This window comes from Luteococcus sanguinis (assembly GCF_039527675.1).
Classification (GTDB): Bacteria; Actinomycetota; Actinomycetes; order Propionibacteriales; family Propionibacteriaceae; genus Luteococcus; species Luteococcus sanguinis.
In genome coordinates this window covers 145,480-161,408 of record NZ_BAAAKI010000004.1, presented here as the reverse complement: position 1 = coordinate 161,408, position 15,929 = coordinate 145,480, and the positions used below count along the sequence as shown (strand labels likewise).

Annotated in this window: 12 protein-coding genes; 6 read left to right on the top strand and 6 right to left on the bottom strand. The window is 68.4% G+C overall.

Annotation, left to right across the window (positions count from 1 at the left end; genetic code table 11):
* From ABD089_RS04455 to purD, 3 genes are all read right to left on the bottom strand, one after another.
* Positions 1–811: carbohydrate kinase family protein (locus tag ABD089_RS04455; protein WP_343885013.1), on the bottom strand; the 811-nt coding region annotated here is incomplete at its 3' end.
* A 37-nt stretch (positions 812–848) separates the two neighbouring features.
* Complete coding sequence (gene purB, locus ABD089_RS04450; RefSeq protein WP_343885012.1) at positions 849–2,282, bottom strand: adenylosuccinate lyase; 1,434 nt, start codon at positions 2,280–2,282, stop codon at positions 849–851.
* A gap of 1 nt (position 2,283) precedes the next feature.
* Positions 2,284–3,642, bottom strand: a complete 1,359-nt coding sequence (gene purD, locus ABD089_RS04445) for a phosphoribosylamine--glycine ligase (RefSeq protein ID WP_343885011.1) — start codon at positions 3,640–3,642, stop codon at positions 2,284–2,286.
* A gap of 382 nt (positions 3,643–4,024) precedes the next feature.
* On the opposite strand from purD, the gene ABD089_RS04440 reads away from it, so the two are divergent.
* The 3 genes from ABD089_RS04440 to ABD089_RS04430 all read left to right on the top strand — a co-directional run bounded on the left by ABD089_RS04440 (position 4,025) and on the right by ABD089_RS04430 (position 7,722).
* Positions 4,025–4,402, top strand: coding sequence for a hypothetical protein (locus tag ABD089_RS04440; RefSeq protein ID WP_343885010.1), 378 nt, complete (start codon positions 4,025–4,027; stop codon positions 4,400–4,402).
* Positions 4,403–4,593: 191 nt separating this feature from the next.
* Positions 4,594–6,774, top strand: coding sequence for an NADP-dependent isocitrate dehydrogenase (locus ABD089_RS04435; protein ID WP_343885009.1), 2,181 nt, complete (start codon positions 4,594–4,596; stop codon positions 6,772–6,774).
* A 159-nt stretch (positions 6,775–6,933) separates the two neighbouring features.
* A complete protein-coding gene (locus ABD089_RS04430) occupies positions 6,934–7,722 on the top strand; it encodes a hypothetical protein (RefSeq protein ID WP_343885008.1) in 789 nt (262 codons plus the stop codon).
* A gap of 99 nt (positions 7,723–7,821) precedes the next feature.
* On the opposite strand, the gene ABD089_RS04425 is transcribed toward ABD089_RS04430, so the two are convergent.
* From ABD089_RS04425 to ABD089_RS04415, 3 genes are all read right to left on the bottom strand, one after another.
* Positions 7,822–9,132, bottom strand: a complete 1,311-nt coding sequence (locus ABD089_RS04425) for a threonine/serine exporter family protein (RefSeq protein ID WP_343885007.1) — start codon at positions 9,130–9,132, stop codon at positions 7,822–7,824.
* On the bottom strand, positions 9,129–10,412 hold the full coding sequence (locus tag ABD089_RS04420) for an adenylosuccinate synthase (protein ID WP_343885006.1): 1,284 nt from the start codon (positions 10,410–10,412) through the stop codon (positions 9,129–9,131). Before ABD089_RS04420 ends, ABD089_RS04425 begins: the two co-directional genes overlap by 4 nt.
* Before the next feature lie 102 nt (positions 10,413–10,514).
* Complete coding sequence (locus tag ABD089_RS04415; RefSeq protein ID WP_343885005.1) at positions 10,515–10,949, bottom strand: DUF3151 domain-containing protein; 435 nt, start codon at positions 10,947–10,949, stop codon at positions 10,515–10,517.
* A gap of 103 nt (positions 10,950–11,052) precedes the next feature.
* On the opposite strand from ABD089_RS04415, the gene ABD089_RS04410 reads away from it, so the two are divergent.
* The 3 genes from ABD089_RS04410 to ABD089_RS04400 all read left to right on the top strand — a co-directional run bounded on the left by ABD089_RS04410 (position 11,053) and on the right by ABD089_RS04400 (position 15,873).
* Positions 11,053–12,558, top strand: coding sequence for an amino acid permease (locus ABD089_RS04410; RefSeq protein WP_343885003.1), 1,506 nt, complete (start codon positions 11,053–11,055; stop codon positions 12,556–12,558).
* A gap of 192 nt (positions 12,559–12,750) precedes the next feature.
* Complete coding sequence (gene typA / locus ABD089_RS04405) at positions 12,751–14,622, top strand: translational GTPase TypA (RefSeq protein WP_343885002.1); 1,872 nt, start codon at positions 12,751–12,753, stop codon at positions 14,620–14,622.
* 213 nt (positions 14,623–14,835) lie between these two features.
* Entirely contained in the window at positions 14,836–15,873 is a 1,038-nt protein-coding gene (locus tag ABD089_RS04400; RefSeq protein ID WP_343885001.1) for a L,D-transpeptidase family protein, read from the top strand.
* Positions 15,874–15,929 lie beyond the last annotated feature (56 nt).

The following is a 15,929-nucleotide window of genomic DNA, read 5'->3' as shown; positions in this document are numbered from 1 at the left end:
GCGTCGATGCGGTCACCACGGCCATTTGCACGGCTTCGCCAAGGTCCCCGTCGTGGGTGAGCAGTCCGGCCAGCAGTGCGCCGTGGAAGGCGTCCCCGGCGCCGAGGGTGTCGATCGCCTCCACCGCTGGCGGCACGACTCGTCCGGCTCCGGTGGGGTGGCACCAGATCACCTCGCGCGGGCCATCGGTCATCACCGCCGCCGTTGCCCCCGCGTCGACGACATGGGCGAGGGCGCCGTCCAGATCGGTGCCCAGACCGCTGGCGTAGTCGGCCGAGCCGGCCACGACGTCCAGCCAACTGAGCCAGCTCTCCGCGGCCGGTTTGACCGACCCCGCGTCCAGCAGGGTGACACAGTCGCCGTCGGCGACCAGACCGATGGCCATCCCGGCTGCGACCGGGTGGTGCCCGTCCAGCAGCAGCGCGTCGGCGTACGCGAGCGCCTCGCGCGCCCGGTCGCTGAGTTGCAGCCTGGAACCCAGGGCCGACTGGCTGAAGACGGTGCGCTCGCCGTCGGGGGTGATGACGCAGGCCGAGGTGGGCAGCTGCCAGCCGGCCGGCGCGAGGTCGAGGACGCGGACGCCGTGCGCGGTGAGGTCGGCGCGGCACAGCTCCGCTGCAGGGCTCGCACCCAGGCCGGTGATGAGCGTGCACTCCCCGAGCAGGGCCGCGGCGGTGATTGCCGCATTGGCGGCCGGGCCTCCGGCGCACAACTCGGTGAACTCGACGACCTGCTTGCGGCCGATCTCGGGCGGGTTGGACACGCGCTGGACGAGGTCCAGGTTCGTCAGCCCCAAGCAGACAGCTCCCATGCCGGGAAACCTACTGGACCGGGTGTGCGGGCGTGCCTCAGAGCACCGAACCGGGACGGTATGCGGCAGCCTCGGGGTCGGCCTCGGTCAGCACCGCGACCTTGGCCGCCACGCGGGCGACCTGGCCGGTTGCGTCGCCGGTGAGTTCCATCGGCGCGCTGACCAGGGCGGCGAGCTCGTCGGCGGTCAGGCCGAGGCGCTCGTCGGTGGCGAGGCGGGCGAACAGGTCGTTGTCGCGGCGTCCGGTCTCGCGCATCTCCAGCGCGACGGCCACGGCGTTCTCCTTGATCGCCTCGTGCGCCTCCTCACGTCCCGTCCCCTTGCGGACGGCGGCCATCAGCACCTTGGTGGTGGTGAGGAAGGGCAGGTAGCGCTCCAGTTCGGCGTCAATGACAGCCTCGAAGGCTCCGAAATCACCCAGCACCGTCAAGAAGGTCTCGAACATGCCGTCGAGCGCGAAGAAGGCGTCCGGGAGCGCGACGCGGCGCACGACCGAGCAGGAGACGTCGCCCTCATTCCACTGCACCCCCGACAGGCCCTCGCCCATCGCGACATAGCCGCGCAGGATGACGTTGAAACCGTTGACGCGCTCGCAGGAGCGGGCGTTCATCTTGTGCGGCATCGCGGACGATCCGACCTGGCCGGGCTTGAAGCCCTCGGTGACCAGTTCGTTGCCGGCCATCAGGCGCAGGGTGGTGCAGAGCGAGGAGGGCCCGGTCGAGACCTGGTAGAGGGCAGACAGGACGTCGAAGTCGAGGCTGCGCGGGTAGACCTGGCCGACCGAGTCGAGGCGCTGGGCGAAGCCCAGGGCGCTGACCACGCGCGTCTCGAGCTGGTCGAGCTTGGCGGTGTCGCCGTCCAGCAGGTCGAGCATGTCCTGCGCGGTGCCCATCGGGCCCTTGATGCCGCGGGCCGGGTAGCGGTCGATGAGTTCGCTGACGCGGGCGTGGGCGACGAGCAGTTCGTCGGCGGCGGACGCGAGCCGCTTGCCCAAGGTGGTGACCTGCGCGGCGACGTTGTGGGAGCGACCGGTTACTGGTTGCTCGGCGTACTTGACCGCCAGCTCGCTGGTCATGGCGAGCGCGGTGACGATGCGCGCGCGGACGAGCTGCAGCGAGCGCAGCACCTGGTGCTGTTCGATGTTCTCGGTGAGGTCGCGTGAGGTCATGCCCTTGTGGACGTGCTCGTGGCCGGCCAGGTCGTTGAACTCCTCGATGCGGGCCTTGACGTCGTGACGGGTGACGCGCTCGCGAGCGTCGATGCTGCCCAGGTCGACCTCGGACAGGTGCGCGCGGTAGTCGTCGATGACCTGCTGGGCGTCGTCGCCGCCAAAGTCGATCCCCAGGTCCCGCTGGGCCTCGAGGACGGCGAGCCACAGCTCGCGCTCCATCACGACCTTCGCCTCGGGCGACCAGATCTCGCGCATCTCGGTGGACGCGTAGCGGTTGGCGAGCACATTCGGCACGGTCATGTCAGGACTCCTGGGTGGCATAGAAGGACGGCAGGTCGATGCGGCCCTCGGCCGCCTTGAGTGCGATGTCGCTGCGGTTGAAGCCGGACGCGAAGTCGGTGGCGCCGACCTGCGCGTAAGCACGCTCGCGGGCCTCGGCAAGGTCGGCCCCGGTGCCGACGACGCCCAGCACGCGTCCACCGGCGGCGACAAGCTCGTCGTCGGCTCCTGTGGCGGTACCAGCGTGGCCCCCGCCGAAGGCGGTACCAGCGTGGCCCCCGCCGAAGGCGGTACCAGCATGAATCGTGTGCGCCGTGTCGGTGTCGGGGGCCAGCACGATGCGTCCGCCCTTGTCGGGAGTGCCGGGGTAGCCGTTGGCGGCCATCACGACGACGACCGCGGCGCCGTCACCCCATTCCAGCGGGCCGGTCTGGTCGAGAGTGCCGGTCGCGGCGGCATGGAGCACCTGACCGAGCGGGCTGGACAGGCGGGCCAGCAGGGCCTGGGTCTCGGGATCGCCGAAGCGGGCGTTGAACTCGATCACGCGGATGCCGCGGGAGGTGAGCGCGAGGCCGGCGTAGAGCAGGCCGGAGAAGGGGGTGCCGCGGCGTTCCAGCTCGCGCAGGCTGGGCATGATCACCGTCCGTTCGACCTGGTCGACGATGTCGGCGGGGGCCCACGGGAGCGGGGTGTAGGCGCCCATGCCGCCGGTGTTGGGTCCGGCGTCGTCGTCGCCGACGCGCTTGAAGTCCTGGGCTGGCTCGAAGCAGCGAGCGGTGGTGCCGTCGGTGATGGCGAACAGGCTCACCTCGGGGCCGTCGAGGAACTCCTCGATGACGACGCGGTGGCCGTCGGTGGCCAGGCAGCTTTCGGCGTGGGCGATGGCCTCGGCGCGGTCGTCGGTGACCACGACGCCCTTGCCGGCTGCCAGACCGTCGTCCTTCACGACGTAGGCAGGGCCGAACTCGTCGAGGGCGGCGGTCACCTCGTCGAGGGTGGAGCAGACGCGGGCCTGCGCGGTGGGCACCCCGGCCGCGTTCATCACGTCCTTGGCGAAGGCCTTGGAGCCCTCGATCTGAGCGGCTGCACCCGAGGGTCCGAAGCAGGCGATCCCGGCCTCGCGGACCGCGTCGGCAACGCCCGCAACGAGCGGGGCCTCGGGCCCGACCACGACGAGGTTCGCGCCCAGCTCAGTGGCCAGCGCGGCGACGGCTGCTCCGTCGAGGGCGTCGACGGGATGGTTGGTCGCGAAGGAAGCGGTCCCGGGGTTCCCGGGGGCGACGTGGACGGCCACCACGGCCGGGTCGCGGGAGATGGCCAACGCGAGCGCATGCTCACGTCCGCCGGCGCCGATCACGAGGACGGTGAGGGGTGTGGTCACGCCCGAACCCTATCGGGCGGAGCCCCTGCGCCCGGCCCCTGGCCACGTTCCCCGAGCCCCAGGCTCACGCTCCCCGGGCCCCACGCTCACGGCCCCAGGCCCACCCGCACGTTCTCCGAGCCTGTCGAGGGTCTCTCCTGCATTTCGCACCAAGCCCTTGGCCCACACACCAGTCCCGCGAAGGCCGGATCAGTCCTGATCGACAGGGACTGATCGGGCTCCACGGGGACTGATCTCGCGTCCACCCCTGGGCAAGTGTCACCAGACAGCCGCCTCCACGAGTCCCTCGGCTTCAGCCAGCTCGGGGAATCCCTGCCAGGACGCGCTGTCATCAGGTTCACCAATGCGCCGACATGACACCCACCGGTGCAACAGTTCACACATGACCCGTCGTCACGCCGCCCTGCTTCTGCCGGCCGCCCTGTTGCTCGCCTCGTGCGCAGGTTCCAGCATCCCCGCGCCCACTCCGGCCGGCAATGCCGTGGCCCAGGTCACCACCGGAGGAACCAGGACGGCGACGCTGACGCTCCCCAAGGCCATCGAGGCGCACACCTGGACCGTCCGCTGCACGGGCAAGGGGACGCTGACCTTCACCGGCGACATCTCGGAGACCGACTCCTTCGCCGGCGACCTGAACTGCCCCGGGGAGATCTCCGGAGACCCGGTCCAGGCCCCGGCAGGATCGAGCGTCAATCTGTCGATCGAGACCGAGGACGAACAGGTCACGGGCGTCCTCGAACTCGTCCCCGCGGGCAGCTGACCCGTACTCCCGGATCAGTACGCACGAATCACAAAGCCGGCACGTCCACCCCCGGCGGCGACCTCGCGCCTGCCGGAGCAGCCCGATAAGCTCGGCGTGCAGGCTGGCAACGAGTGCCAGCGGCCAACTGCGCAGGCCCTCGGCCCCGGCCGGGTCTGTCCACCGACGAGATCGAGGGAGATTGCCGCCCCATGGCGAAGATCATCTACACCATCACCGACGAAGCCCCCATGCTGGCGACCTACTCGCTGCTGCCCATCGTCGAGGCCTACACCTCGACCGCCGGGGTCGAGGTCGAGACCCGCGACATCTCGCTGGCCGGCCGCCTCGCAGCCGCCTTTGGCCTGCAGTCGGACGACCTGGCCGAGCTGGGCGAGCTGGCCAAGACGCCGGAGGCCAACATCATCAAGCTCCCGAACATCTCGGCCTCGGTTCCCCAGCTCAAGGCGGCCATCGCCGAACTGCAGGCCCAGGGCCTGGACATCCCCGACTACGACACCGCCTCCGCCGACGACAAGGCCAAGATCGACGCCGTCAAGGGTTCCGCGGTGAACCCAGTGCTGCGCGAGGGCAACTCCGACCGCCGAGCGCCCCAGGCCGTCAAGAACTACGCCAAGGCGCACCCGCACTCGATGGGCGCCTGGTCGTCCGACTCGAAGACGAATGTCGCGACGATGGACGCCGACGACTTCCGCCACAACGAGCTGTCGGTCGTGCTGCCCGCCGACGACACGCTGACCATCCGCCTGGTCGGCGCCGATGGCCAGACCACCGAGCTGAAGAGCGGCCTGAAGGTGCTCGCCGGCGAGGTCGTCGACGGCACCGTGCTGCGCGCCAAGGCGCTGGACGCCTTCCTGGCCGAGCAGGTGCAGCGCGCCAAGGACGAGGGCGTGCTGTTCTCCACCCACCTCAAGGCGACGATGATGAAGGTCTCCGACCCGATCATCTTCGGCCACGTCGTGAAGGCCTTCTTCCCGCAGACCTTCGAGAAGTACGGCAAGGACCTCGACGCCGCCGGCCTGAGCGCCAACAACGGTCTGGGCGGCATCTTCGCCGGTCTGGACGCGCTGCCCAACGGCGCCGAGATCAAGAAGTCCTTCGACGACGAGCTCGCCGCAGGCCCGGCGCTGGCGATGGTGAACTCCGACAAGGGCATCACCAACCTGCACGTCCCCAGCGATGTCATCGTGGACGCCTCGATGCCCGCCATGATCCGCACCTCGGGCCACATGTGGAATGCCGAGGGCGCCGAGCAGGACACCCTCGCGGTGATCCCCGACTCCTCCTACGCCGGCGTCTACCAGGCCGTGATCGACGACTGCCGTGCCAACGGCGCCTTCGACCCGACCACCATGGGATCGGTTCCCAATGTCGGCCTGATGGCACAGAAGGCCGAGGAGTACGGCTCCCACGACAAGACCTTCGAGATCGACCGCGACGGTCGCGTCGAGGTTGTCAACGCCGCCGGCGAGGTGCTGATGGGCCACGACGTCGCCGCCGGGGACATCTGGCGCGCCTGCCAGACCAAGGACGCCCCGATCCGTGACTGGGTGAAGCTGGCCGTGACCCGCGCCAAGGCATCCGGCGAGCCCGCCATCTTCTGGCTCGACCCCGAGCGTGCCCACGACCGCAATGTCATCGACCTGGTGAACAAGTACCTGGCCGACCACGACACCACCGGCCTGGACATCACCATCGCGTCGCCCGTCGAGGCCTGCAAGACCTCGATCGAGCGCATCCGCAAGGGCCAGAACACCATCTCGGTGACCGGCAACGTGCTGCGTGACTACAACACCGACCTGTTCCCGATCCTCGAGCTGGGCACCTCGGCCAAGATGCTGTCGGTCGTCCCGCTGATGAACGGCGGTGGCCTGTTCGAGACCGGCGCCGGCGGCTCCGCCCCCAAGCACGTCCAGCAGCTCGTCGAGGAGGACTACCTGCGCTGGGACTCCCTGGGTGAGTTCCTGGCCCTCGCCGAGTCGCTGCGCCACCTGGGTGAGTTCGACTCCAACCCGCGCGCCAAGGTGCTCGCGGCCACCCTCGACCGCGCCACGGAGACGTTGCTGAACGAGAACAAGTCCCCGGCTCGTCGCGTCGGCCAGATCGACAACCGCGGCTCGCACTTCTACCTGGCCCTCTACTGGGCCCAGGAGCTGTCCAAGCAGGCCGAGGACGCGGAGTTGGCAGCGGCTTTCGCCCCGGTTTCGGAGAAGCTTGCCGCCAACGAGCAGAAGATCGCCGACGAACTGCTTGCGGTGCAGGGCAAGCCGGCCGACATCGGGGGCTACTACCGCCCCGACGCCGACAAGGCAGCCGCCGTCATGCGTCCGTCCGCGACCTTCAACGAGGTCATCGAGGGGCTGACCAAGTAGTCCGTGGCCTCGCGTTTCCACGCAGAAGGGGGTTCGGCCAGTGGCTGAACCCCCTTCTTGCCCCAGGCGGAGGGCCCGGTTGGGCCCTGCACCCGGCTAGAATCCTGAAGTTGGGAGGAACACCCCCCTCTCGACATCCCCACGAGAATGAGGTGTCCTGTGAACTTCGCGCGCAATGGAGCCGCCCTCTTCCTCATCGCGGTCACGGCCAGCATGGTCGTCAACGTGGTCGCGCCCGTGGACGGTGCCGAGCCAAAGACCTCATCCGCGGAACTCCTGGGCGGTCTGGCCGGACACTTGGCGCAGCCGCGCTCCACCGACCCCATCGGGAGCCCCACCCCCAATGGCGCACCGAACCCGACGGTCACCCCCCGCGCCACCACCTCGGTTCCCGCGGGCAGCACGGCCGCCACCGGCCCGTCAAACGGCGCGCAGCCGTCGGTCCAGACCACCACGATGCCTGCCTCAAGCTCGCCCTACGCCACGGTGAACCCCTCGACCGGACGGATCGAGGTGGTCACCCCCAGCCCCGCTGACAGCTCCCGGCCTGGTGCCACCCAGCCCTCGACTGGTGCCGCCAGCGCAAAGACCAAGGCACCGGCGACCAATGCCCCATCCGCGACGAAGACCGACCGGGCCGACGGCACCCGCGTGCCCGCCACATCGACCATCACCGCGCCCGTGACACAGGCTCCGACCACCACCGCTCCGGTCCCCCAGGAGCCGCCCACCACCGCTCCGGTCACCCAGGAGCCGACCACCACCGCTCCGGTCACGACGGCCCCGGCCGAGACCGATCCGCCTGTGGACACGGGCAGGACGACGCCTGCTTCCTCCACCACGAAGGATCCGGCGACCACCGCTCCGGCGGGGACCGCGACCAGCGATCCGTCCGAGACCTGCCATGACAACCGGGACGGCTGCAAGAAGCCCAAGAAGCAGGGATGACACCACGCAGCAGACGCAACAGCGCGCCGGACATGGTCCGGCGCGCTGTTGCGTTGTCCCGACGGGCACGCCGTCGCGTTGGGATCGGGCCGCGGCTGCTCAGCGGCGCGGGCCGCTGAAGGCCCACTCGGACTCGGTGAGCATCAAGGCGCCCAGCAGGCCCGCCACCATCGCGACCACCACCAGCACCGTCGCCACCCCGTTCTCGACGGCGGGCAGCACGTCCTGCCGGTCGAAGTAGACCAGCGTCCTGAGCGCGGATGAGCCGGGGATCGAGACCAGCACTGTGGGGACGGTCATGATGATGCGTTCCATTCGGAACCAGCGCCCCACCACGGCACACAGCAACCCGATCGCGAAGCAGGAGAAGAAGGTGGCCACGTGGTTGGCGACACCGTGGTCCAGGGCGACCAGGCGCGGGGCATTGGCGACCATGGCAATCGCCCCCGATGCCATCGCCACCCGAACGGGCGAGTTGAACATCATGGCCCAGCCGAAGACGGCGAAGAAACTGGCCCCCAGACGTGCCAGCCACACCACCGCAAGATGCCCGCTCACCGGCGCAACGACGTCCGGTTGGACCCCGGCCGTACGGGTCAGCAACCAGACACCGATGGCCATCGCCAACAGCACCATCGCGGCGTAGGCGACCCGCGGGATGCCTGCATGCAGGTCGATGCGTCCCAGGTCGAGCCCACCGGTCACCAGCGGGAAGCCGGGGATCAGGAAGATGGCCGCGCAGATGAAACCCGCCGCCATCCGCGGGCTCTGGCCACCCATCACCAGGTCCAGCAGGTGGCTCACCAGCACGAAACCACCGCAGGAGACCGAGGTCGCGCTCATCACGACGGCCAGCAGGTTGAACTTGCGGCGCAGCAGCCAGCGCTGGGTGAGGTAACCCACGGCCGAGGCGGGCAACACCGCGGCCACCTCCCGCCAGCCGCCATTGGCCAGCACCGCCACCGAGGCGCACGCCAGGGCGACCAACACCGCCATCAACCAGTCCGGGCGTTGCGGCAGCGAGCGCTCGACGGCGCCGAGGCGGCGCGCGACCTCCTGCGGCGTCGATGGGACGGGCAGGTCACGCGAGAGTTCCTGCAGTGACGCGATCCGCTGCGCGTTGACGCCCGGAGTGGGGACGTCGGAGACCTGTGTGCGGTAGATGCCGCCCCTGCTAACGGTCAGGCCGATGTCGGTGAAGGAGATGCGCGTCGAGATGGTGTCGAGTTCCAGGGCCTTTGCGACGCGGCGCATCAACTCGGCCACGCGCAGGCTGCTCGTGCCCGAGGTGAGCATCAGGGTTCCCGCGCGCATCACGAGCTCGGTGCGCCCGATCAGGTCCCGGTCAGGGTGGTCGAGATCGGATGGGTCCAGCGACTCCCCAGCCGGCTCCGGCGCTTGCTGGCTCACAGCAGGTCGTTGATGGTGACCGTCTGCTCACGCCCCGGCCCGACACCGATGCCGCTGATCCGGCACCCGATGAGTTCCTCGAGGCGGTGGACGTAGGCCTGGCAGTTGGGCGGCAGGTCGTCAAAGCTCCGCGCACCCGAGATGTCCTCGTGCCAACCCTCGAGGTACTCGAAGACGGGCGTCGCACGGGCGAACAGGCCCTGGTCGACGGGCATGGTGCCCAGCCGCTGGCCGTCCACCTCGTAGGCGACGCAGACCGGGATCTTGTCCCAGCCGGACAGGATGTCGAGCTTGGTCAAGAAGATGTCTGTGCATCCGTTGTAGGTGGCCGCCTGTTCGACCACCAGCGCGTCGAACCAGCCGCAGCGGCGGGGACGACCGGTGGTGGCGCCGAACTCGGCGCCCTCGGTGCGCAGCCGCTCACCGTCCGCGTCGAACAACTCGGTCGGGAAGGGGCCCTCGCCGACGCGGGTGGTGTAGGCCTTCGCGATGCCGACGATGCGGTCGATGCGCGTGGGGCCGACGCCGGTGCCGGTGCACGCGCCGCCCGCGGTCGGATTGGATGAGGTGACATAGGGGTAGGTGCCGTGGTCGACGTCCAGGTGGTGGGCCTGGGCACCCTCGAACAGCACGACCTTCTCGTCATCGAGGGCGTCGTTCAGCACGCGGGCCGAGTCGACGACGTGGGGACGAATCCGGTCGCGGTGCGCGACGAGCGCCTGGAACACCTGCTCCGGATCCACCTCGCGACGGTTGAAGATCTTCACCAGCAAGGTGTTCTTCTGGGCGATCGCGGCCGAGATCTTGTCGCGCAGGATCTCGTCGTCGAAGAGGTCCTGGACGCGGATGCCGACCCGGTTGACCTTGTCGGAGTAGGCGGGGCCGATGCCGCGGCCGGTGGTGCCGATCCTGCGCTTGCCCGCGAACCGCTCGGTCACCTTGTCGATCGTCTGGTGGTAGGGCGCCAGGATGTGGGCATTGGCGCTGATCAGCGGGTGCGCAACCTGCTTGCCCTGCTCGGCCAACGCGTCCAGCTCTTGGTACAGCACGTCCATGTCGAGGACGACGCCGTTGCCGAGGATGCAGGTGGTGTTGTCGTTGAGGATGCCGGACGGCAGCAGGTGCAACACCGTCTTCTCGCCATTGACGACGACCGTGTGACCGGCGTTGTTCCCGCCCGAGTAGCGGGCACAGAAGTCGACGCGCTCACCGAGCTGGTCGACTGCCTTGCCCTTGCCCTCGTCGCCCCATTGGGTGCCGATCACCACGATGCCAGGCATTTCAGCCCTCCAAGTGATTCCAGTCCAGCTCGCCGCGGAGCCCGGACACAGTTGAAGCCCCTCGCAGACGAGCGTCCGCGAGCAGGCCATTACCTGACAACTCTACCGCAGGGGCTCCGCCAGCTCCTGCCAGGCCGTCTCGGACGAGTCACGCAAGAACTGGGCACAGCGGTCGCGCTCCTCGCTGTCACCGATCCGGCCGGAGGCGACGGCAAGCGCCCACAAGGCGCGCAGGAAGCCCTGATTCGGCTCGTGCTCCCATGGCACCGGCCCGGCCCCCTTCCAGCCATTGCGGCGCAGCAGGTCGAGCGAACGGTGATAGCCGGTGCGGGCGTAGGCATAGGCCTCGACATCGCGGTTCCCGGCCTCCAGCGCCTCCTCGGCGAGCATCGCCCAGGCCAGCGGGGACGCCGGATTGACCCGCGCCACGTCAACGGCGGCTGCCCCCTGGTCGAGCGCGTCGATCGCACCGTCCCAGGGCAGCAGGGTCTGCGGTGCACTGGCCATCAGGTTGGGATGGGTCTCGGGAAGCTCCATGCCTGCAGCCTAGCCACGAAACCCCGTCCATCCCTCGGACATCCAGACCACCCGAAGGTGTGCTCGCAACGATGTGACTGCCCCCCAGACAGATTGGCCCCCCATGTCCCTCGACCTGTTCCGGACGAAGTCGATCGAGCAGTCGATGCTCGACACCGACGAGCCCGAGTACCAGCTCAAGAAGTCCCTCACCGCCGTGGACCTCACGGTCTTCGGCGTGGGCATCATCGTCGGTGCCGGCATCTTCACCATGACGGGACGCGTGGCCAACCAGGTCTCCGGGCCGGCCGTGGTGCTGTCGTTCGCGCTGGCCGCACTGTGCTGCGGCTTCGCGGCGCTCTGCTACGCCGAGTTTGCGTCCGCCGTGCCGGTGTCGGGTTCCGCGTACACCTTCAGCTACGCCTCGATGGGTGAGTTCATCGCCTGGATCGTGGGCTGGGACCTGATCCTGGAGCTCTTCCTGGCCGCGGCCGTGGTGTCCCAGGGTTGGAGCGCCTACCTCGGGATCCTGCTGGGCTACTTCGACATCTCGCTGCCGGCGTCCATCTCCTACGGCGGGACGGTTGACGTTCCCGCCATGGTGCTGGTGCTCGTGTTGGGAGTGCTGGTCACCATCGGCATCAAGGAGTCGATGCGCGTCGAGACCGTGCTGGTGGCCGTCAAGGTCGCCATCGTGCTGTTCGTCATCTTCGCCGGCCTGGCCTTCATCAACCGCGCCAACTACTCGCCCTACATCCCGCCGTCGCAGCCCATTGAGGGAGTCACCAACCGCTGGAAGCAGCCGCTGGTCCAATGGGCGCTTGGCCTGGAGCCGTCCGCATATGGCGTGGGCGGCATCTTCGCCGGTGCCGCGCTCGTCTTCTTCGCCTTCCTGGGTTTCGACGTCGTGGCCACCGCTGCGGAGGAGACCAAGAACCCGCAGCGGGACCTGCCCCGCGGCATCATCGGCTCGCTGGTGATCTGCACCGTCCTGTACTGCGCCGTCGCCACCGTCGTGACCGGCATGGTGCGCTACGACAAGATGAAGCCCTCGGGAGCGCTGGCTGACGCCTTCGCCCAGCAAGGCAAGACCTGGATGGCGGTCGTCATCGCGATCGGCGCCGTGGTGGGCCTGACCACGGTCGTGCTCACCCAGATGACCGGCTGCACCCGCCTCGTCTTCGCGATGAGCCGTGACAACCTGCTGCCGATCAGCCTGGCGAAGGTACACCCGCGCTTCCGCACTCCCTGGGTCATCACCGCCTGGATGACCGTCATCATCGCCCTGATCGCCGGTCTGACCCCCATCGGGAACCTGGAGGAGATGGTCAACATCGGGACCTTGGCTGCCTTCGTCATGGTGAGCATCGGCGTACCGGTGATGCGGCGCACGCTGCCCGACGTGAAGCGCCCCTTCAAGGTGCCCTTCTCCCCCGTGCTGCCCGTCATCTCCGCCCTGATCTGCAGCTACATGATGCTGAATCTCGCGGTGGAGACCTGGTTGCGCTTCCTGGTGTGGCTGGCGATCGGCTTCGCCATCTATTTCGGCTATTCACGCAGCCACTCCCGCGTCCGCACCGGACGTGAGCTGCCCCGCGACCTGGAACAGGCCCTGCGCGAGAACCACTGAGCCGCGTACCGCTGAGCCCGAAGGCCGCTGAGCCCGAAGGCCGCTGAGCCCGAAGGCCGCTGAGCCGGAAAACCCGGGGCGGCAACCCCGGGCGCCCGCACCTGAGAGGTAGCGGGCAACGCGTCCGGGGCATCGCTTCGCAGGAAGTAGACTCGACGGGCTATCCCACCGACGAGAACCCGAGGTACCTTCATGCCCATACGTTCTGACCTGCGCAATGTCGCAATCGTCGCGCACGTCGACCATGGCAAGACCACGCTCGTCGATGCGATGCTGTGGCAGTCCGGCGCGTTCCGCGAGGGGTCGGATGTGAACAATCGCGTCATGGACTCGATGGATCTGGAGCGCGAGAAGGGCATCACGATCCTTGCGAAGAACACCGCGGTGCACCACGAGATGGCCGACGGCCAGGACCTGCTGATCAACATCATCGACACCCCAGGCCACGCCGACTTCGGTGGTGAGGTCGAGCGCGGCCTCGAGATGGTGGATGGCGTCATCCTGCTCGTCGATGCCTCAGAGGGCCCGCTGCCCCAGACCCGCTTCGTGCTGCGCAAGGCGCTGGCCAAGAATCTCCCGCTGATCGTGGTGGTCAACAAGGTCGACCGTCCCGACGCCCGCATCACCGAGGTGATCGACGAGACCTACGAGCTGTTCATGGACCTCGTGGACGACGAGACCGCCCACCAGCTCGACTTCCCGGTCGTCTTCGCCTCCGCCAAGGCGGGAAAGGCCTCGCTGACCCAGCCCGGTGACGGCGAAATGCCCGATTCGGAGAACCTGCAGCCGCTGTTCGAGACGATCGCGAACACCATCCCCGCCCCCAGCTACACCGAGGGCGCCCCGCTGCAGGCCCTGGTCACCAACCTGGACTCCTCCCCATACTTGGGACGATTGGCGCTGTGCCGCATCATCGAGGGCGAGATCAAGCGCGGCCAGCAGGTCGCCTGGATACGTCGCGACGGCACGATCAGCAATGTCCGCCTCTCCGAGCTGCTGATGACCAATGCGCTCACCCGTGAGCCGGTCGAGAGCGCCGGCCCCGGTGACATCATCGCCATCGCCGGCATCCCCGAGATCACCATCGGCGAGACCATCGCCGACCCGACCGATCCGAAGCCGCTGCCGCTGATCCACGTCGACGAGCCCTCCATCTCCATGACGATTGGTATCAACACCTCGCCGCTGGCCGGCAAGGTCGGCAAGAACCTGACCGCGCGCGTCGTGAAGGCCCGCCTCGACCAGGAACTGATCGGCAATGTCTCGATCAGCGTCAACAACACCGAGCGTCCCGACACCTGGGAGGTGCAGGGCCGCGGCGAACTGCAGCTCGCCGTCCTGGTCGAGATGATGCGCCGCGAGAACTTCGAGCTGACCGTGGGCAAGCCTGAGGTCGTTCTCAAGGAGGTCGACGGCAAGGTCCACGAGCCCACCGAGCGCCTCACCATCGACATCCCCGAGGAGTTCGTCGGTGCCGTCAGCCAGATGCTCGGCGTGCGCAAGTCGCGCCTCGAGCAGATGGTCAACCACGGCACCGGTTGGGTGCGCCTGGAGTACGTCCTGCCGAGCCGTGGGCTGATCGGGTTCCGCACCGAGTTCCTCACCGAGACCCGTGGCACCGGCATCATGAACCACGTCTTCGAGGGCCACGAGCCGTGGGCCGGTGAGATGCGCAACCGCCCGACCGGTTCGCTGGTCGCCGACCGCACCGGCGTGGTCACCTCCTATGCTCTGTTCAACCTGCAGGAGCGCGGCACGCTGTTCGTCGGCCCCGGTGAGGACGTCTACGAAGGCATGGTCGTCGGCGAGAACTCCCGTCCAGACGAGATGGACGTCAACCCCACCAAGGAGAAGCACCTCACCAATGTGCGCTCCGCAACGGGTGACGAGCTGGAGCGCCTGATCCCCCCGCGCCGCATGTCGCTGGAGCAGTCCCTGGAGTACTGCGCCGCGGACGAGTGCCTCGAGGTCACCCCGAAGGACGTCCGCATCCGCAAGGTGCAGCTCAAGGCCAACGACCGCGCCAAGACCCGCAACCGCAACAAGGCAAATTCGCAGGGCTGATCCGGTTCGCCCGGAACTGAACCAGACCTGAAGAAAACCTGAGTGGACCGCGCCGGCCCCCACCTCTGCCCGGGATGGGGGCCGGTGATGCCCCTCCCCGTGGCAGGATGGTCGAACGGTTGGATTCGTCGACTTTGCCTCGGGGTGCAACCGTAGGACCCGCCGGTGCGTATCAGCAGTGAGAGCACCCGCCAACCGTTGAAGGGAACGACAATGACCAGCCAGTTCCGCCGCTCGCTCGTCGCAGCGACCGCCGCAGCCGCCATGATCGGCGGCACTGTCCAGATGGCGCAGCCGGCACAGGCCGACGTCGTCGCGTCCAGCATCGTCGCCCAGGTCGGCTCGACCGGCGCCGTGGTGAAGGCGATCCAGACCGACCTGCTGCGCCTCGGCTACTACACCAAGGCCGTCGACGGCCGGTACGGACCGGTCACCAAGTCGGCCGTCGCCACCTACCAGAAGGCCAAGGGCCTGAAGGTCACCGGCGTGGTCGACAGCTACACCCACAAGCGCATCCACGACTCGGCCAATGCCCTGCGCGCGAAGCTCGCCGCCGAGGCCGCTGCCCGCAAGGCGCAGGCGGAGCGGGAAGCCGCCGCCAAGAAGGCTGCCGCCGCCAAGGCCGATGCGACCATCTTCGCAAAGCCCGGGCAGACCAGTGAGCGCGTCAAGGGCCTCCAGACGATGCTCTACAAGCTCGGCTACCTGACCAACGACTCGCGCACCGGCTACTACGGCTCGAAGACCACCGCTGCGGTGAAGAGCTTCCAGTCGAAGAACCGCCTCAAGGTCACCGGCGTCATGAACATGACGACCTACTACGTGCTGCGCGACAAGGCCTCCCGCGTGAAGATGCCCGTCGTCAAGACCTCCACGGTGAAGCTGGACAGCCGCTGCATGACCGGGCGCACGATCTGCATCAACAAGGGCACCCAGCGCATGTACTGGTTGATCAACGGCTCGATCAAGGGCTCGTGGACGGTTCGCACCGGTCGCCCCAGCCTCGCGACCCGTTCCGGCGTCTTCTCGATCTACCTGAAGTCGACCAACTGGCACTCAACCCTGTACGACGTCGACATGCCCTACACCCAGTTCTTCTCCGGTGGCCAGGCCGTGCACTACTCCGCCGAGTTCGCCCGGATCGGGCATTCCGGCGCCGGCTCGCACGGTTGCGTGAACATGAACTCGATGAGCCAGGCGGCGTGGCTGTACGGCCAGACCCGCATTGGCGACAAGGTCGTCGTCTACTGAGGCTGCGCCTGCCACCAGCCCACGCAACAGCTGACATGCGAAACCCCCGGCCATCT